This is a genomic window from Streptomyces sp. NPDC036822 (assembly GCF_055609145.1).
On record NZ_JBVJPY010000014.1, the window covers coordinates 134,515 to 151,497 of the forward strand.

Annotated in this window: 18 protein-coding genes and 1 pseudogene; 13 read left to right on the plus strand and 6 right to left on the minus strand. The window is 72.9% G+C overall.

Translation table 11 applies throughout. The features are described from left to right. Positions 1–217 precede the first annotated feature (217 nt). The 3 genes from ACZ68P_RS27640 to ACZ68P_RS27650 all read left to right on the plus strand — a co-directional run bounded on the left by ACZ68P_RS27640 (position 218) and on the right by ACZ68P_RS27650 (position 1,411). Complete coding sequence (locus tag ACZ68P_RS27640; RefSeq protein ID WP_471010809.1) at positions 218–403, plus strand: hypothetical protein; 186 nt, start codon at positions 218–220, stop codon at positions 401–403. A 319-nt stretch (positions 404–722) separates the two neighbouring features. Further along, positions 723–1,025, plus strand: a complete 303-nt coding sequence (locus tag ACZ68P_RS27645; RefSeq protein ID WP_365716218.1) for an ArsR/SmtB family transcription factor — start codon at positions 723–725, stop codon at positions 1,023–1,025. Next, positions 1,022–1,411 (plus strand): VOC family protein, encoded by a 390-nt coding sequence (locus ACZ68P_RS27650; RefSeq protein ID WP_471010812.1) that lies wholly within the window; start codon positions 1,022–1,024, stop codon positions 1,409–1,411. Before ACZ68P_RS27645 ends, ACZ68P_RS27650 begins: the two co-directional genes overlap by 4 nt. Positions 1,412–1,439: 28 nt before the next feature. Here ACZ68P_RS27650 and ACZ68P_RS27655 read toward each other — a convergent pair whose 3' ends face one another. Together ACZ68P_RS27655 and ACZ68P_RS27660 are read right to left on the minus strand one after the other, a co-directional pair. Then, positions 1,440–1,943, minus strand: coding sequence for a DUF3291 domain-containing protein (locus ACZ68P_RS27655; protein WP_471010814.1), 504 nt, complete (start codon positions 1,941–1,943; stop codon positions 1,440–1,442). Positions 1,944–1,975: 32 nt separating this feature from the next. Next, a complete protein-coding gene (locus ACZ68P_RS27660; protein WP_471010817.1) occupies positions 1,976–2,665 on the minus strand; it encodes a helix-turn-helix transcriptional regulator in 690 nt (229 codons plus the stop codon). A gap of 123 nt (positions 2,666–2,788) precedes the next feature. Between ACZ68P_RS27660 and ACZ68P_RS27665 the strand changes: the two genes are divergently transcribed. After that, positions 2,789–3,655, plus strand: coding sequence for a PhzF family phenazine biosynthesis protein (locus ACZ68P_RS27665; protein WP_471010819.1), 867 nt, complete (start codon positions 2,789–2,791; stop codon positions 3,653–3,655). A gap of 155 nt (positions 3,656–3,810) precedes the next feature. On the opposite strand, the gene ACZ68P_RS27670 is transcribed toward ACZ68P_RS27665, so the two are convergent. Continuing rightward, positions 3,811–4,347, minus strand: a complete 537-nt coding sequence (locus ACZ68P_RS27670) for a Dps family protein (protein WP_471010882.1) — start codon at positions 4,345–4,347, stop codon at positions 3,811–3,813. Between the two features lie 535 nt (positions 4,348–4,882). On the opposite strand from ACZ68P_RS27670, the gene ACZ68P_RS27675 reads away from it, so the two are divergent. The 5 genes from ACZ68P_RS27675 (at position 4,883) to ACZ68P_RS27695 (ending at position 7,597) form a co-directional block, all read left to right on the plus strand. Next, on the plus strand, positions 4,883–5,542 hold the full coding sequence (locus ACZ68P_RS27675) for an alpha/beta fold hydrolase (protein ID WP_471010885.1): 660 nt from the start codon (positions 4,883–4,885) through the stop codon (positions 5,540–5,542). Positions 5,543–5,708: 166 nt separating this feature from the next. After that, positions 5,709–6,449 (plus strand): hypothetical protein, encoded by a 741-nt coding sequence (locus tag ACZ68P_RS27680; protein WP_471010820.1) that lies wholly within the window; start codon positions 5,709–5,711, stop codon positions 6,447–6,449. Positions 6,450–6,519: 70 nt separating this feature from the next. Beyond that, on the plus strand, positions 6,520–6,699 hold the full coding sequence (locus ACZ68P_RS27685) for a DUF6480 family protein (protein ID WP_365716207.1): 180 nt from the start codon (positions 6,520–6,522) through the stop codon (positions 6,697–6,699). Positions 6,700–6,849: 150 nt separating this feature from the next. After that, positions 6,850–7,251: an SRPBCC family protein gene (locus tag ACZ68P_RS27690; protein WP_471010822.1), complete on the plus strand. Its 402-nt coding sequence runs from the start codon at positions 6,850–6,852 to the stop codon at positions 7,249–7,251. Continuing rightward, positions 7,244–7,597: a PRC-barrel domain-containing protein gene (locus ACZ68P_RS27695; protein ID WP_471010887.1), complete on the plus strand. Its 354-nt coding sequence runs from the start codon at positions 7,244–7,246 to the stop codon at positions 7,595–7,597. Before ACZ68P_RS27690 ends, ACZ68P_RS27695 begins: the two co-directional genes overlap by 8 nt. Before the next feature lie 81 nt (positions 7,598–7,678). On the opposite strand, the gene ACZ68P_RS27700 is transcribed toward ACZ68P_RS27695, so the two are convergent. Further along, positions 7,679–8,116 (minus strand): glutaredoxin domain-containing protein, encoded by a 438-nt coding sequence (locus tag ACZ68P_RS27700; RefSeq protein WP_471010823.1) that lies wholly within the window; start codon positions 8,114–8,116, stop codon positions 7,679–7,681. A gap of 244 nt (positions 8,117–8,360) precedes the next feature. Here ACZ68P_RS27700 and ACZ68P_RS27705 point away from each other — a divergent pair, with 244 nt between their 5' ends. Both ACZ68P_RS27705 and ACZ68P_RS27710 read left to right on the plus strand, forming a co-directional pair. Further along, entirely contained in the window at positions 8,361–8,897 is a 537-nt protein-coding gene (locus ACZ68P_RS27705) for a hypothetical protein (protein WP_471010825.1), read from the plus strand. Between the two features lie 499 nt (positions 8,898–9,396). Further along, the gene (locus tag ACZ68P_RS27710; protein ID WP_471010827.1) at positions 9,397–10,587 is read left to right on the plus strand and encodes a glycoside hydrolase family 6 protein; all 1,191 of its coding nucleotides are present in this window, start codon (positions 9,397–9,399) and stop codon (positions 10,585–10,587) included. 128 nt (positions 10,588–10,715) lie between these two features. Here the strand turns inward: ACZ68P_RS27710 and ACZ68P_RS27715 are convergent, their stop codons facing one another. Both ACZ68P_RS27715 and ACZ68P_RS27720 read right to left on the minus strand, forming a co-directional pair. Next, on the minus strand, positions 10,716–12,536 hold the full coding sequence (locus ACZ68P_RS27715; protein WP_471010830.1) for an ABC transporter ATP-binding protein: 1,821 nt from the start codon (positions 12,534–12,536) through the stop codon (positions 10,716–10,718). Positions 12,537–12,822: 286 nt separating this feature from the next. Continuing rightward, complete coding sequence (locus ACZ68P_RS27720) at positions 12,823–14,220, minus strand: GH1 family beta-glucosidase (RefSeq protein WP_471010889.1); 1,398 nt, start codon at positions 14,218–14,220, stop codon at positions 12,823–12,825. A gap of 230 nt (positions 14,221–14,450) precedes the next feature. Here ACZ68P_RS27720 and ACZ68P_RS27725 point away from each other — a divergent pair. Both ACZ68P_RS27725 and manA read left to right on the plus strand, forming a co-directional pair. Continuing rightward, a pseudogene (locus ACZ68P_RS27725) lies at positions 14,451–15,398 on the plus strand (ROK family protein); the annotation flags it as partial. A gap of 232 nt (positions 15,399–15,630) precedes the next feature. Beyond that, the gene (gene manA, locus ACZ68P_RS27730) at positions 15,631–16,869 is read left to right on the plus strand and encodes a mannose-6-phosphate isomerase, class I (RefSeq protein WP_471010832.1); all 1,239 of its coding nucleotides are present in this window, start codon (positions 15,631–15,633) and stop codon (positions 16,867–16,869) included. Positions 16,870–16,983 lie beyond the last annotated feature (114 nt).

A 16,983-nucleotide genomic window follows, 5' to 3' on the forward strand; every position in this document is an offset into this window, starting at 1 on the left:
TGGGGGACGAGGTACGTGCCTTCCCCGTACGTCTTCGTGGCCTTCTGCGGGCCGGGCCTTTCGGCGCGCGTGCCGCCGCCTGGCCGGCGGGCGCGCCCGCCGAGGACCTCGTCGACGCCCTGTCGGCCCTCGCCCCGGCGCAGGCCACGGGCGGCCTCTGATTTCCCTTCCGAGAGGCGGGTAGGAGTTGCGTGTGAGCGTCCGAGGAGGGACCGGCATGAGCGCCAAGGAGAAGGTCAAGGCGAAGGCGGAGCAGGTCGTGGGCAAGGCCGTACGGAAGACGGCCCACGCCTGGGGCAAGGAGACGACGGCCGCCAAGGGTGCGGCCCTGGAGACGCGCGGCAGGGCCCGGGAGGCCAAGGAAGAGGGCAAGGACAGGGGCAAGGGCTTCTTCGGGCGCTGAGCGCCCGGCGCCCCCGGCGCCCCCGGCGGGCCCCACCCCGGCGTCCCCCAGGGTGGGGCCCGCGGCCGCTCGCCCCGGACCGGACCGGGACGCGGTCGGGTCCGAGCCGACGCGGCACCGGGCCCCGTCCGTGTGTGGCTCCGATGCGGTGGACGGCCCGCCGCCCCACGCCTCCTGCGCTGCGCGGCGCCTTCGATGCGGTGGACGGCCCCCTCGTCCCGGCGTGCGGCGTCGCCCACAGGCGCTCCGAGTCGGCGCGAGACCCGACGCGTCGCGCCTCCGCTTTATAGGCAAGTGAAGAGTTGCCTATGCTGAGGTTGTGGCAGACGACCTGTACAAGGCCCTGGCCGACCCCACCCGCCGCACCATTCTCGACGAGCTGGCGGAGAAGTCCGGGCAGACACTGTTCGAGATCTGCTCGCGACTGAGCATGAAGCACCAGCTCGGCCTGTCCCGCCAGGGTGTCTCCCAGCACCTCGCCGTGCTGGAGGCCGCCGGACTCGTCGAGACCAGGCGGGAGGGCCGCTACAAGTTCCACGACCTGAACACCGCCCCGCTGCGGCAGATCACCGAGCGATGGCTCACGCCCGACCCATCCGGACCGGAGAGAAGAACCCCATGAAGATCCACCTGACCAGCGTCTTCGTCGACGACCAGGCCAAGGCCGAGCGCTTCTACACCGAGATCCTCGGCTTCGTGAAGAAGCACGACGTCCCGGTGGGCGGACAGGACCGGTGGCTGACCGTCGTCTCGCCCGACGAGCCCGAGGGCACCGAACTCCTCCTGGAGCCCTCCGGCCACCCGGCGGTCAAGCCCTACCGCGACACGCTCGTCCAGGACGGCATTCCGCTCGCCCAGTTCGCCGTCGACGACGTGAGGGCGGAGTACGAGCGTCTGACCGCCCTCGGCGTCCGCTTCACGCAGGAGCCCCTGGAGATGGGCCCCGTCACCACCGCCGTCTTCGACGACACCTGCGGCAACCTCATCCAGATCGCGACCAAGCCGTAAGGGCGTCCGGCCGTGCCGCCCGGGTGCGTCACTCGGGCCGGACGGACGGCGCCGGCTCGAGGGGCCCGGCGGCCTCGGCGGCGGTGTAGGACGAGGCGAAGGTGAACGCCTGCGGCGACGGCCCGTGCGCCCGCAGGTCCGTCAGCCGCTCCAGAGCCTCGGCGACGGTCGGAAGGTGCCCCGCGGGCACCCACCAGAGCACCAGGTGCGCCTCGACGTGCCGTTCGAACCATTCGCGGCGCCGGCGCATGACCTCCAGATGGCCGCTGCGGTAGCTGAAGTCCCACAGGGCCTCCTGGCTCTCCCACACGGTCAGGTTGACGATCACGTTCTCGCCTGCCGGGCGCAGTCCGGTGGCGTCGGCCGCCCCCTCCTCCACGAGCCGCCACACGAAGCCCGGCGCGCTGTCGGCCGCGGCGTTGACCGGGTCGAGCATCTCGACGAACGGCGCGATGCGCGGGTCGTCGAGGGGGTGCCGCAGTGTGGCGACGTTGAGTTGGGCGAGATGGGCGGCGTGCGCGGATGCGGTCATGGCCTCATCCCAGCACGGCCCGCTTTTCTATGTCAATCCTCATTGTTTTTAGAAGGCTCGATCACCACGCAGCACTCGCCCGGCCGGGCGTCCATGCGAGCGCGGAGAGGGCCGCCCTGGCCGAGCAACCCCTCCAGCAGCGCGAGATTCATGCCGCACACGAGAGGCGGGAAGCGTTCGGCGACCGCGTGGAAGGGGCAGTTGCGCATGCGGATGAGGGGTGCGGCCGTCCCGCTCGCGGACTCGGTGGCCTCGGTGCCTTCCACGCGCGGTTCGTAGCCGCGCGCGGCCAGCAGCGTCATGGCCTCGTCGAGGTTGCCGCAGGGCGCCTCCGCGCCCCGAAGGGCCTCGCCCCGACGGCGCGCGGCCGCGCAGAGTCCGGCGTCCAGCCCCGCCTCCTCGGCTGCCTCGGCCAGGAGTTCTGCGGCCGTGCGGTAGTCGCGGCCGGGCAGCGACACCGACCGCTCGGCCGGCGCCCGCGTGTACACCTTGGCGGGCCGGCCCGCACCCGGCCCCGAGCGGCCCGTCAGCCGGCGACTCCCGCTCTCCAGCAGTCCGGCCTCGGTCAGCTTGTCCAAGTGGTGCGCGGCGAGCGTGCGCGCGACCCCGGCCGCCTCGGCGGCCTCGTTTCGCCCGACCTCGCGGCCCTGCGTGGCGACGTACTCGTACAGGCGGCGCCGCACCGGATCCTGCAACAGCGCGATCGCGTCGATGTCCTTCATCCGGCCATTCTAGGAACAACGCAGGTTGGAGATAGAAAGAGGCGGTGTCGGCGACGGGCCGGGGCGCCTGTCCCTTCCCCCGGTGGCAGGAACAATCCGCCTGACGGCGGAGTTGAGTCGATCATGACGACACCGCCCGCAGTTCTGCGCTTCACCGCCTTCTCCGACGACCCTGAGGGCGGCAACCCCGCGGGGGTCGTCCTGGACGCGGCCGGACTCGACGACGACGCCATGCTCGCCATCGCCGCGGAGCTCGGCTACAGCGAGTCGGCATTCCTGACCGCGCCGCCCGAGGGCCTCGGTGGCGCGGAAGGGCGTGCCTTCACTATCCGGTACTTCAGCCCCAAGGCCGAGGTCCCGTTCTGCGGTCACGCCACCGTCGCCGCGGCCGTCGCCCTCGGTGAGCGCGTAGGCCCCGGCGACCTTGTCTTCGCCACCCGGGCGGGGACGGTGTCGGTGAGCGTGACGCGGGACGCCGGCGCCCTGCGGGCCACGCTCACCACCGTCGAACCGCACATCGAGACCATCGCCGACGCGGACCTCGCCGAGGCGCTCGCCGCCCTCGACTGGCCCGCCGCCGACCTCGACCCCGCCCTTCCCTCGCGCATCGCCTTCGCGGGGGCCCGCCACCTCGTCATCGGTGCGGCGACCCGGGAGCGGCTCGCGAACCTCGCGTACGACTTCCCGCGGCTCGAGGCGCTGATGCACCGGCTGGACCTGACCACCGTTCAGCTGGTGTGGCGCGAGTCCCCGGCCGTCTTCCACGTCCGCGACCCCTTCCCGGTCGGCGGGGTCGTGGAGGACCCGGCGACGGGCGCGGCGGCCGGTGCCTTCGGGGCGTACGCCCGCGAACTCGGCCTTGTCGAGGCCGCGTCGGTCCTCACCCTGCACCAGGGTGCCGACATGGGCCGACCGGGCGTGCTGACGGTGGAGCTGCGTGACGGCGACCCGAGGGTACGGGTGAGCGGTATGGGCGCCCGCATCGCCTGAGCGCCGGGCGGCTCGGCCCCGGCCGGCGCGCGCAGGCGCCCGCCCGGGGCGCTCCGGCCACGACGGGGAGGCCCTTCTGGCGCGTCGACACCGCGAGCGGCCGGCGGAGGAGTACGGCCATGCCGTCGAGGCCGAGCCGGGCGACCGCCGTCCGGTCAGGGCTGCTTGCGCGCCTGGTCGGTCGCCTGGTCGGCCGCGGCGGTCTCCGTCTTGGCGCCCGCCGTGCTCAGCCGGCCGCCGGTGGACTCGAGGTGGGCCCGTACGAACCACTGGAACAGTTCCAGCCCGCGCAGCTGCTCGATGAGCATGTCCTGCGTGACCGGGTCACTGGTCTCGGTGGCCTGCATGGCCTCGCGGTGATCCTTGATGATCGACGTGTAGACGAGGTCGAGGGCGCCGAGGTGCGCGATCGACTCGGCACGACCGATCGAGTAGTCGTTCCAGGTGCGGTCCCGGACCAGCGCGCCAGGGGTTCCGTTCGGCTCGCCCCCGAGCGTGGAGATCCGCTCCGCCAGGTCGTCGGTCATCGCGCGGACCTGGTCGACCTGCGGGTCGATCATCTCGTGCACGGCGATGAAGTGCGGGCCGACGACATTCCAGTGGATGTGCTTCAGGGTCAGGGTGAGGTCGTTGAGGGAGTGCAGACGCATCTGGAGAAGCGTGATGATCTCACCGCTGTCCTGCTCGCTCATTCCCGGCACGGTGTACGAGACACCCGGTTGCTGTGACGCCACGGCGGAGCTCCTTGCGAGGTGATGTGCAGAGGTCCGCAGCCAATCAGCCCCTGAAGACCTCCGCCGTTCGGCCGCGCGTGACGGGGCGGCGATTTCACCGGAGCGGACGCAGAAGCCCGCGGTCGGGGGTGAGAGGCCGGGAGCGGAGGGGCTTGGGGGGAGGGCAGGCAGGCAGCGGCGCGATGTTCCCGGCTGCGTGGCCCCAAGCCGGACGCGGCACCTCCACGCGTCGGTGCAGTCTCGACGCGGCACCCTCCGCACGTCGGCGACTCCCCTGGGGCGGGGCCTACCCGGCCGCCCGCGCGACCTGGCAGACTGCGGCGCTCACACGTGTCTCTCCGGGAGGCGAGCGCCCTGCGCGCATCCGGGGGAGTGGTCAACGGCTCCTGGAGGACCCCGCATGGCCGAACGCCGTGGCCGACGACACGCGCACGAGCGGATTGCTTCCTCGCCCACCACGGTCGCCTCGCCCACGGCTCCGGGCGGTCGGCGGATGACCGCCGACTCGGCCTGCGGCACACCGGCGAGGTCCGCGGGTGGCGAGCTGATACTCCGGAAGGCCCCCGCGGCCCCGGCGGCGGCCGTGCTGCTGCTGCACGGTGGCCGCGCGGACGGTACCGAACCCCCGCCCGCCCTGAACCTCCCCGCTCTGCGTATGCGCCCCTTCGCCGGCGCCGTGGTCCGCGCCACCCGGGGGCGCGACGTCCTGGTGGCGGAGGTGCGCTACCGCCACCGGGGCTGGAACGGCACGCGGTGCGACGCCGCCGCCGACGCCACCGCCGCCCTGGCCCGCCTCCGGGAGCGCGCCGGTGCGGTGCCGGTGATCCTCATCGGCCACTCCATGGGCGGTCGCGCGGCTCTCCGGGCAGCCAGGGAGCCCCTCGTCCTTGGCGTGATCGCCCTCGCTCCCTGGTGCCCACCCGACGAACCGGTCGATCACCTGGCCGGCCGGAGGCTCTTCCTCCTGCACGACGAGCGCGACCGGATCACCTCCGCGTCCGAGTCGTGGCAGTTCGTACGCCGGGCCCGGACCGCCGGCGCCGATGCCGTCGGCGTCCCGATGCCCCGGGGTGGTCACGCCATGCTCCACGGCGCCGGCGCCTGGCACCGACGTACGGCGGAACTCACCGTGTCCCTGCTCACCTCCCGATGACGGGCCGCGGCGGGCCCGCGTGGAGGAAGCCCGTCGCCCCGCCCCTCGCCCCGCACGATGCCCGGGGGCGGTACGGTGACGATCATCGACCGTGCCCGTGACAGGTCCGTCGGCCGCGGCGGGCGGGGACGGACATCACCGTGGGGGACAGGGAGGCCGACCGATCATGGACACGGGGGTCGACGACTCGGCCGCCACCGGCGCCGGACCGCTGCCGACTCGCGCTCTCACCCGTGAGTCCGAGCGGGCTCGGCGCCTCCTGGACGCCGGCCACTGGCATCCGGCTCCGGCGGACACCCACGCGATGGCCGCCGTCCTCGCCCGCCTCGCCGCGCCGCTCCCGACACGGAAACACCCCTCGGAGAAAACGCGGCTCACCGATCGGGACCGGCGGCTCCACCGCGTGCTGCGCAGTGCTGTGCACCATCTCGACGCGGGCGCCGTCGAGCCTCCGACCGCCGCCCTGCTCGCCTCGGTCGCCCGCGCCTTCCTGTCGTGGCACGCCACCCCGAACCCACCGGCCGCCGCCGCCGCGCCGAGATACGGGGGCGCGCGCGGGACAGCGTTGGAGGCGCCGACCGCAGCGGGAGAAGCCCTGCTTCCGGACCTGATCGCCCTCTTCACCGACCTGGCGGCATCGCAACGGGCCGGTCGTCCCCGCGCGCTCAGGCCCCCGCTGGAGCCATGGCGGGTCCGGCACTCGGGCCGGTTCCGTCACTACGGCAGACCCTTCCCGGGAGTGTGGACGGCCACGACCTTCCGCTGCCCGGGGTGTGAAGGCGCGGCCGGACCGTGGACGGTGACCTGCGACTGGCGGCTGCTCGCGCTGGGCTGCCCGTGCGGCGTGGTGACCGACGACCACGGCCTCACCCTCTCCGAGGTCTGGCTCTGCCTGCCGGACGCATGACCGGCCCGCCGATGGCCCCAGGGGACGGCGCCGACGTGCGTGATGATCGCCGACGACAGACCCTGAAGTCATGAGCGAACCACTTGTACCTCCAGAAGAGACGCCTCCCGTGGAGGGCTCCACGGCCGAGGCGCACGAGGAACGCAAGGACGGTGGGATATGGGAGCACCCCATGTTCTGGCTGGGCCTGATCGTCGCCGGCGCGATCCTGGTGGGCGCCTTCTTCCTCGTCCGCATGATCGACCTCTAGGGCCTGACGTACAGATCCTTCCGACCTGATCCCGAGGAGGGCGCGCGGTGGACCGGCCCGGAGTGAGCGACGAGGCCACGTGCGACGTGGCGAGCCGCGGCGGACCGCGGCAGTCGGGGCGGCTGGACCGGTGAGCGCTCGATGGCGGTCATGACGCTGCGAGCGGCCGGCGAGGCCGCGGCCGAAGACGTCTGGGCGCGCTATGTCAGGCCCGCCTGCTGGCCGGCGTGGTCCCCCCAGATCAGGGCGGTGCGCGTGGCCGGTGACCGGATCACCCCGGGCATGAGGGGAGAGGTGGTCTCCCTGTTCGGTCTCACCACGCGGTTCGTCGTGGAGTCGGTCGACGAGGAGCGGCGGCGGTGGGTGTGGCGGGTCCGCCTGGGGCCGGTGCGTCTGCGGCTGCACCACGCGGTCTTCGCCGCGTCGACGGGATCCCTCACGACCCTGCGGATCGAAGGCCCGACGATCGCGGTCCTGGCGTACGCCGGTCTCGCACGGTGGGCGTTGGGCCGTCTCGTCCGTGGAACAAGGAAAGGGCATGGCTGTGAGTGACAGGGAGATGTGGGGCTACCACCCGGACGCCGGCCACGAGGAAGGCGGCGACATCGTCGGCTACAAGGTCGAGGCGCTCGACGGCGCCATCGGCACGATCGACAAGCACTCCGACGTGGTCGGCGCCTCCTACCTCGTCGTGGACACGGGCAAGTGGATCTTCGGCAGACACGTGTTGCTGCCCGCCGGGACGGTCGAGCGGATCGACCCCGCCGAGAAGAAGGTCTACGTCACGCGGACGAAGGAGCAGATCAAGGACGCCCCGGAGTTCGACGACGCGAAGTGGGCGGGGGAGCCCAGCTATCTGGAGCAGTTCGGCCGCTACTACGGCCAGCCGCACATCTAGCCACGGCGGCGGGGCAGGCAGTCGCCCGGCCGGCCCGGACAGATCCCTGCCGAGCGGAGCCACCCACGGCGAGCCGCGTGATCACGTGGAGGGCGACAGATGGTCCCGCACCCACGCCGGGTCGGGGTTGACGTGCGCTCGGCCCCCCACGAAGACGGTCGGCACGGTCTCGTCGCCGTCGTTGACCGCTCGCACCGCCGCGGCTCCCGCCGGGTCGCGCCAGATGTCGACCCAGTACAACCGGCGTGCGTTCCGGCCCAGCCGAAGGCGCATGCGCATGCAGTACGCGCAGCCCGGCCGCCAGTAGACGACCGGCCGGCCGTCGGCCGCGCTGCGACGCTGGGCCTCCGACGCGCCGACCGACCTGGGGAAGACCAACGGTGAGTTGAGGCCGGCGAGCACCACGAGCAGCAGCAGGAGCGCGGCGGCCTCACCTGGACTTCCCCGGAAGACCAGGGCGGTCGCGACGGCCGATCCGCTCAGGAGAAGGAGTACCGGCAGGAGCCACGCGCGCGTCATGAGACGCAGGCTACAGGCGGGTCGCCCCTGGCCCTCGTACAACCGTACGGCCGTACGTCTGGGAGCATCGGGCAACTGCCGTACGTCCGACGCCTCCGGCCGTCCCGCCGGGCGGTGAGGGCAACGGCGGGGCACCGGCAGCCCGTCAGGTGGCCTTTCGCCGGGATCCGCCCGCGGCGACAGGCCGGCGGTCTACGGTACGGACATGCCGCGCCGCCTGCCGCGGTCACGTGAGGAGGACCCTGTGGCATCGTCCTGCGATCCCCGACACGCGCCCGCCGGTGATGTGGGCGCGGCGCTCATGATGATCGACTCCCGGCTCAAGTCCATCTACGACGGCCAGGCGCAGCCGGATCCCGAACAGCAGCGGCTCACCGCCCAGTTCACCGCGTCGTTGGGCCCCACGGGCGCCCACGACCTGCTGGACGGCGCCTGCACGATCATCTTCATGTTCACGCAGTGGCTGCGGATGGCCTACGAGGACCACGGCAAGGACGCCCTCGCGTCCGTGGTGTCCGACCTGGTGGCCGCGCTGCGCATGATGCCGAAGAGCGTCCACCCCGACGCCATCCCCACGATGGCCGGCCTGGTCGTCGCGGCGGGCACCGGACTGAGCCCCAGTCTGTGGCGCCGGCAGTACGGGGACTGGACCGAGGAGGAGATGAACCCTCTGGAAGCCACCGCCTTCCTGCTCGCCGAGCACATCAACCGCCTCACCGACGACCGCGACTTCGCCACCCGCCTCATCACCACCGCTCTGTCCGACGCGGAACAGGACTGACGGGCCTTCGTCATGTCGAAGTGACGCACCACCCACCTCGCCAGGGCGATCGGCCCCTCCGCCACGCCTCCGAGGCACCCGTTGCGTGGGCACTGGGTCAGTCGGCGCCCGTGTCGTGAGGAGCGGGACGCTCGTCCACTCCGTGCCGGGCCCGTCCGCCCGATGCCGCCCGGTGCGCGGCCTGTCGGCGGCTCGTGCGCCGGTCACGACGAGGCGTGGCGTCCGTCGCGGCGCGTTCCGGCGAGTCCCCACCTCCGCCGACGTGCAGGAGGTGGGGACTCTGTCAGGGAATACCGCCGATCGGTGCGCTTTGGATGCGCCCGGAGCGCGCGGATCCGAGAGGGGTGCGGACCGGGCCCGCCGGCGGCCGCAGCTTTTCTCCGGCTGGGGCCGTGCACGGGGCTTGACGGGGTGCCAGGGACTCCACAAGCATCATGGGAGCGCTCCCATATGACAGGGGGGCGTTCAGGGAACGTACCGTCGACGGAGGCCCCCGCTCATGCGCCGCAGAACCGCCGCCCACGTGCTCGCGCTGCCCATCGCTCTCGCAGCCGCCCTGCTGGCGGGCCCTCAGCCCGCTGCCGCCGAGGACCCGGCGAGCTCCTCCCGCTCGCACGGGACTCGTCTCTACACCCCGAAGGCCAACCCGGACGCGTACCGGCAGGCCGCCGGGCTGGTGCAGGACGGCCGGTACGCGGACGCCGCCGGCATCCTCGCCATGGCCCACACGCCACAGGCCGTCTGGTACGGCGACCAGACGCCGGCCGAGGTCGAGCGGCAGGCCCGCGCGGTCGTCCGGGACGCCGCCCGCAAGCGTGCCGTGCCCGTCATCGCCCTCTACAACGTGCCCGGCCGCGACTGCTCGAACTACTCCGGCGGAGGAGCGTCGACCACGGCCGAGTACCAGGCATGGGTGGACGCCGTCGCGCGAGGCATCGGCGGCCACGACGCCATGATCGTCCTCGAACCCGACTCGCTCGCCCTCCTGCCCGCCGACTGCGGCCAGGACGACGCACAGGGGACGAAGACCACCGCCCGCTACACCGAGGTCAACTACGCCGTCGACACCCTGGAACGGCTCGCCCGCACCAAGGTCTACCTCGACACCGGCCACCCGGGCTGGCACAGCGTGACGTCCATCGTGCCGCGCCTGGTCCGCGGCGGCGTCGGCGAGGCCACCGGCTTCTTCACCAACGCCTCCAACTACCGTACGGAGGAGGACAGTCACTGGTACGGCACGCTGATCTCCTCCTGCATCGGATACGTGGAGGACGGCGGCGCCGCCGCCGACTGCCCCGACCAGTACTGGCCGCGCGCCGACGCCCAGGCGTGGATCGCGGACCACGTGAAGACGCCCCTGTCCCGGATGAAGCACTTCGTCACGGACACCAGCCGCAACGGCCTCGGACCGTGGACCGCTCCCGCCGGCAAGTACACCGACGCGCAGGACTGGTGCAACCCTCCCGGCCGAGGTCTCGGCGACCGTCCGACCACCGTCACCGGTGACCCGCTGTACGACGCCAAGCTCTGGATCAAGATCCCCGGCGAGTCGGACGGCCTGTGCCTGCGCGGCACCGCCGGCCCCGAGGACCCCGAGCGCGGCACCGTCGACCCCGCGGCCGGCGACTGGTTCCCCGAGCAGGCGCTGGAACTCGTACGTCTCGCCCAGCCGCCGCTCCTGCGCCGCTGAGGCGACACCCCGGCGGCCCGCAGGGCGTCGCGCCCGCGAGGCGCGACCGCCCCGCCGGGCGCCGGCGTGGCCGGCGTGCGCCGCGCTCCCGCCGGCGATGCCGGAGCGCGACGCACGGCGGCCCGCCCTCAGCGCACGTCGGCCCGCGCGGTGGTGTCGTCGAGGAAGCCGCCCGACTGGTGCGCCCACAGCTTCGCGTAGGCCCCGTCCGCGGTGAGGAGCTCCTGGTGCGTGCCCTGCTCGACGATCCGCCCGCGGTCGAGGACGACGAGCCGGTCCATCGTGGCGACCGTGCTCAGCCGGTGCGCCACCACGAGCGCGGTCCGCCCGTCCATCAGCCTCCACAGGGCGTCCTGCACGAGGATCTCGCTCTCGGAGTCCAGGGCGCTGGTCGCCTCGTCGAGCAGCAGGATGGGCGCGTCGCGCAGGATGGCCCGCGCGAGGGCGACCCGCTGGCGCTGTCCGCCGGACAGCTTCACCCCCCGCTCGCCCACCATCGTGTCGAAGCCGTCGGGGAGCGCGTCGGCGAACTCCGTGACGTGCGCCGCCTCGGCCGCGCGGCGGATCTCGGCCTCCGTGGCGTCCGGCCTGGCGAACGCGATGTTCTCCCGCAGGGTGCGGTGGAACATGGCCGGGTCCTGGGGCACGTACGCGATGAGGCTGCGCAGGTCGGACTGCCGGAGCCGGCTGATGTCCTGCCCACCGATCAGGATGCGCCCGCCGTCGATGTCGGTCATCCGCAGCAACAGGCGGGAGAGCGTGGTCTTGCCGCCGCCCGACCGGCCGACGAGACCGATCTTCGAGCCGCCGGGTACGGCGAGATCGAGGCCCTCGAAGAGCGGACCCGCGCCCGCGTGGGCGAACTCCACCCGTTCGAAGCGCACGTCGGATCCTTGGGAGAGCAGCGGCTCCGGGGCCGGCGGGTCGACCACGGTGGGCTGTTCGAGGAGGAGTTCGGTGAACTGCGCGGCCTCCGTCATCGCGCTTTCCAGGCGGCGGTAGATCTGGTTGAACTCGAACATGATCCGCGTCGCGTTGGCGTAGTAGGTGAACGCGACGACGACCGCCTCCACGCCGTGCTCACCTCCGCCGAGGGCGACGGCGAGCAGCAGGCCGAGCACGTTGGTCAGGACGGACATCGGCGCGACCAGGGTGTCGATGCGCAGGTTGCCGTAGTCCCACGACCGGAGCGTGAGCCGCCGCGATGCGGCGACACGGGTCCGGTGTTCGGCGGCCTCGCGTCCCTCGGCGGCGAACGACCGGACCGTGTCCATGTTCATCAGGCTGTCGGCGACGTGCCCCGCCACTCGGGCGATCGCCTGCTCGCGGCGGGCGACGAGCCGCTGACGGCGTCGGATCAACGGGGTCACGCAGAGCCCGGTGAACGCGATCAGCGTCAGCAGTCCGACGACGAGCAGGGGGTCGTACTGCCACAGGACCACCGAGGCGAACACCAGGGGGACGAAGCTGCCCATCACCGAGAACGTCAGCGTGTCGACGAACTCCTCGAAGCGGGAGGCGAAGCTCAGCACCCGTTTGGTCAGCGAACCGGCGAAGTTGTCGTGGAAGAACGCGGCGTCCTTGGCGTACAGCTCGTCCATGCCGATCACGTACAGGTTCTCGATGCCGCGGGCGTCGAGGCGGTTGAGGCAGTGCAGTCCGACGCGCCAGAGGGCTTCGGCGAGCAGCAGGACGCCGGCGAATCCGAGGACGTAGGGGAGCATCGGGCCGGCGCCCGAGGACGGGCCGTCGTCCCCGGCGATCCGGCCGACGAGCTTCGCGACGACCAGCGGAGCGATGTAGAAGATGCCGATGTTGCCCAGCGCCGGGAGCAGCATCGCAGGGGCGGTCAGCCACCGGAGCCGGAGGAGTTCGCGCCCGTAGTGGCGCAGGGCGAGGCGCACCGAACCCTTGCTCGGCAAGCCGTCGCGCGATGGTGCTGTATCCATCCCAACCCTATGATCTCGGACCGAAAGGTGAGCAAAGGGAGTGTCCCGTGCCGATGCCCGTCCGGTCCAAGCCTTTTCCGCGCGACGGCGGGGCAGCGGGGCGTCGGGACGGCGGGCCAAGGGGCCGGCGGGGCTGAGGGTTTACGGATGGGCGGATGGGCGGCTCTGCGTCGGCGAGGACCGCATACGGGCATCGCGCACTGCAGGGGAGCAGGAGCGGTGGGCGACAGGTGGCCGAGCGGGCGCCGCGCTCGGCCGTGTCGTAGGGCGTGACCGGCTCCGACGCTCAGCGGCCCGCGCCCGAGGCGGCCTTCGACGCGGCGATGGCCGCCTTGTACCAGTGGTAGGAAGCCTTGGGGGTACGCCTCCCGGTCGGGAAGTCGACGTGCACGAGGCCGAATCGCCTGCTGTGGCCGAAGGCCCACTCGAAGTTGTCCAGGAGCGACCATGCGGTGTAGCCGCGCAGGTCGACGCCGTCCGCCACGGCTTCGGAGGCCGCGCGGAGGTGACTGTCCAGATAGGCGATCCGTTCGGTGTCGTGCACGATGCCGTCGGCGGCCGGGACGTCGTGCTCGGCGGACCCGTTCTCCGTGATGTGGAGCGGCGGAAGGAGGGCGCCGTAACGATCGCGCAGCGAGGTGAGGAGCTGCCGCAGTGCGTCGGGAAGCACGGGCCAGCCCATGGCGGTGTGGCGGACGTCCGGGAGGGCGACCCCTTCGAAGCGGTTGTCCATCGCCGTACGCAGTGCAGGGTCGGGCTCGCGCCAGGGGGCCGCGCGGACGGTAGACGGCGTGTAGTAGTTGAGGCCCAGGAAGTCCATCGGGGCGGAGATCAGGGCGAGGTCCCCCTCCCTGCGGAAGTCCTGACGCTCGATGAGCGCGCCGAACGTGTCGCTCTCGGCGGCGGCGTAGCTCCCCCGGAGCAGGGGGTCGGTCCACATGAGGTTGCGCTGGGTCTCGGCGCGCAAGGCGGCGGCGGCGTCGGCGGGGTCCGGTGTGGCAGGGGAGACGCGGTCGAGATTGAGGGAGATGCCGGCTTCCCGGACCCCCGCGGCGCGCAGGGCGCCCATCGCCCGTCCGTGGCCGACCAGCAGATGGTGGGCGGCGGCGAGCGCGGGCGTCCCCTCGGACGCGCCGGGGGCGTGCTCGCCGTTGGCATACCCCAGGAAGGCGCTGCACCAGGGCTCGTTCAGGGTGATCCACCTCGGTACGCGATCCCCGAGCTTCCCCGCGACCAGCGCCGTGTACGCGGCGAATCGCTCGGCCGTGTCCCGTGAGCGCCAGCCGCCCGCGTCCTCCAGGGGCTGGGGCAGGTCCCAGTGGTAGAGCGTCGCGACCGGCGTGATGCCGGCGTCCAGCAGATCGTCGACCAGGCGGGCGTAGAAGTCGAGCCCCCTGCTGTTGACCGGGCCCGAGCCGGTGGGCTGGACGCGCGGCCAGGCGACGGAGAAGCGGTACGTGGTCACGCCGAGGTCCGCGAGCAGCGCCACGTCCTCCCGGTGCCGGTGGTAGTGGTCGCAGGCCGTATCGCCGGTGCTGCCGTCCGACACGGCGTCGCCGCGCCGGGTGAAGGTGTCCCAGATCGAGGGCCCGCGCCCGTCCGCCGTCGTCGCACCCTCGATCTGGTACGCGGAGGTGGCGGCGCCGAACTCGAAACCGGACGGAAAGGCCGGGAAATCACTCAGGGGCATGGAAATCCTTCATGCGCGGTGTCGGGAACCGGCTTTCGAGCATGAAGGGCTTCATCCGCTCAGTCCAGGGAGATCGATGCGGTCGCCGGTGGTTTTACTGAACCGGGGCTTTACTGAACCGGTTTACTAGACAACGTTGTCAAGCCTGGGCAGAGTGGCTGCCGCGGATGCCGGACCAGGGGCCGCGAAACCGCCACGAAGCTGCCACGGAAAGGTTGGACACGATGGTGTACGGAGCACTCGACGTCGGGGGCACGAAGATCGCCGGGGCCCTCGTGGATGCCGACGGGCGGCTCCTGACCAGGTCGCAGCGGCCGACTCCGGCGCAGGGCTCCGCGGAGGCGCTCATGGCCGCCGTCTCGGCGGTCGTGGACGACCTCGCGGCGCACGCGCGATGGGCGGCCCTGTCCTGCATGGGCATCGGCAGCGCGGGTCCCGTCGACACGGTCGCGGGAACGGTCAGCCCGGTCAACATCCCCGCCTGGCGTTCCTTCCCGCTCGTGGACCGGGTGCGGGCGCACCCGGCGATGCCCGCCGGGATACGGCCCGTTCTCGTCGGGGACGCCGTGGCGATGACCGCGGCCGAGCACTGGCTGGGTGCGGCCAAGGGCGTCGACAACGTGCTGTGCATGGTGGTCTCCACCGGCGTGGGCGGCGGGCTGGTCCTGGGCGGGGAGCTCCACGCGGGGGCCTCCGGGAACGCGGGCCACATCGGGCACATCACCGTCGACCAGAACGGCCCCCTGTGCCCCTGCGGGGCACGGGGCTGCGTGGAGCGCTTCGCCAGCGGCACGGCGATCGCGGCCCACGCCCTGGAATCCGGCTGGACCCCTCCGGCGGGGGCCCCCGCGACGGCGAAGGAGGTCGAGGCGTCCGCCCGCGCGGGCGATCCGCGTGCCCTCGCCGCGTTCGACCGGGCGGGACGTGCCCTGGCCGCGGGCATCGCGGCGACGACGGCCCTGGTCGAGCTCGACCTCGTGGTCGTGGGCGGCGGCGTCGCCGAGTCCGGCGAGACGCTGTTCGGGCCGCTCCGGCATCACCTGGCCTCGTACGCGGTCCTCGACTTCACCCGGGGCGTACGGGTGGTGCCCGCCGGCCTCCGCCTCGACGCGGGCCTGATCGGGGCCGCCGCCGCGGGCGCCGCGGCAGCGGGGGTGCCGCAGTCGGCCGGAGCGCCGGGGGCGGCCGGAGTGTCGCATGCCGCCGCGGCGCCGCAGGTGCCCGGAGCGCCAGGGGTCGTCGGAGCGCCGGGGGTGGCCGGAGCGTCGCCGCTCGTCGGTCTGCCGCAAGCGGCCCGAGCGTCGCAGGCGCCCGCCGGCCCGACCCCAGGGTCCGTGACCTGAGGGGCACCTTCCCTCGCGTCACCCCTTCGCGTCCTCGCGTCCCTCACCCCAGGAAGACATCGTGGATCTGCTGCTCAACACCGTCCAGTCCTACGACTGGGGCTCCGTCACCGCCCTGCCGCGCCTGATGGGCACCGCACCCAGCGGGCACCCTCAGGCCGAGCTGTGGATGGGAGCCCACCCGGCCGCGCCGTCCCGGGTCCCACGCGCCCGTGAACCGCTTCCCCTGGACCGGGTCATCGCCGCGGACCCGCTCGCGGAGCTGGGGGCGGACACCCTGCGCCGGTTCGGGCCCCGGCTGCCGTTCCTGCTCAAACTGCTGGCCGCCGACGCGCCCCTCTCCGTCCAGGTCCACCCCGACCTCGCGCAGGCACGCGCCGGATTCGCGCTCGAGGACGCCCTCGGCATTCCCCTGACCGCCCCGCACCGCAACTACCGGGACGCCCACCACAAACCCGAGATGATCGTGGCCCTGGACCGGTTCCGGGGGCTGTGCGGCTTCAGGGCGCCACGGCAGTGCGCCGACCTGCTCGACGCACTGCGCGTATCCGCACTGGGCCCCCACGCCGAGGCGCTGCGCGCGCTGCCCGAGGCGCAGGCTCTCGCCGAGGTCTTCACGGCCTTCCTGAGCCCTCCCGCCGGTCTCGTCGACGCCGTCACCCGGGCCGTCGAGGCGGCGTCCGACCGGGGCGGCCCGTACCAGCGGGACTTCGTCGCCTACGCGGGCGTCGCCCGCGCCCACCCGGGCGACCCGGGGCTGCTGCCCGCCCTGATGCTGCGCCACGTCGAGCTGGAGCCCGGTGAGGCCCTCTTCCTGGGTGCCGGGATCCCGCACGCGTACCTCTCGGGCCTGGGGGTGGAGATCATGGCGAGCTCCGACAACGTCCTGCGGTGCGGGCTGACGTCCAAGCACGTCGACGCGGCCGAACTCGTCAAGGTCGTACGGTTCACGGCGATGCCCACCCGCGTCCTCACCCCCCACGAGGAGGACGGCGAGGAGGCCTACCCGGCCCCGGTCGACGACTTCCGCCTGTCGCGGTTCCGGCTGCGACGGGACCAGCCGCCCCGGCGGCTCGCGGCCGGCGCTCCGCAGATCCTCCTCTGCGTCGACGGCGAGGCAGAGGCGACCTCGGCGTCCGACACCGTGCGCATCGGGCCCGGGCGTTCCGTCTACGTCCCCGCCATGTCCGAGGTCTCGCTCACGGGCGCGGGGACGGTCTTCCGGGCCACCGTGGGCCTGGGCGGCGCCGGAACACAGGACCGCACGCGCGCGGACAACCCGACCGCCGACCGGACTTAAGCGGTTCCGTGCTCGCTCTTGCCCGGGGTGTGCCTCCCCTTTAGTCTCGATATCCGTCGGGGCGCCCGCCGAGGAATGCACACGCCATTCCACGCGACCGCCGATTTCCCTTCC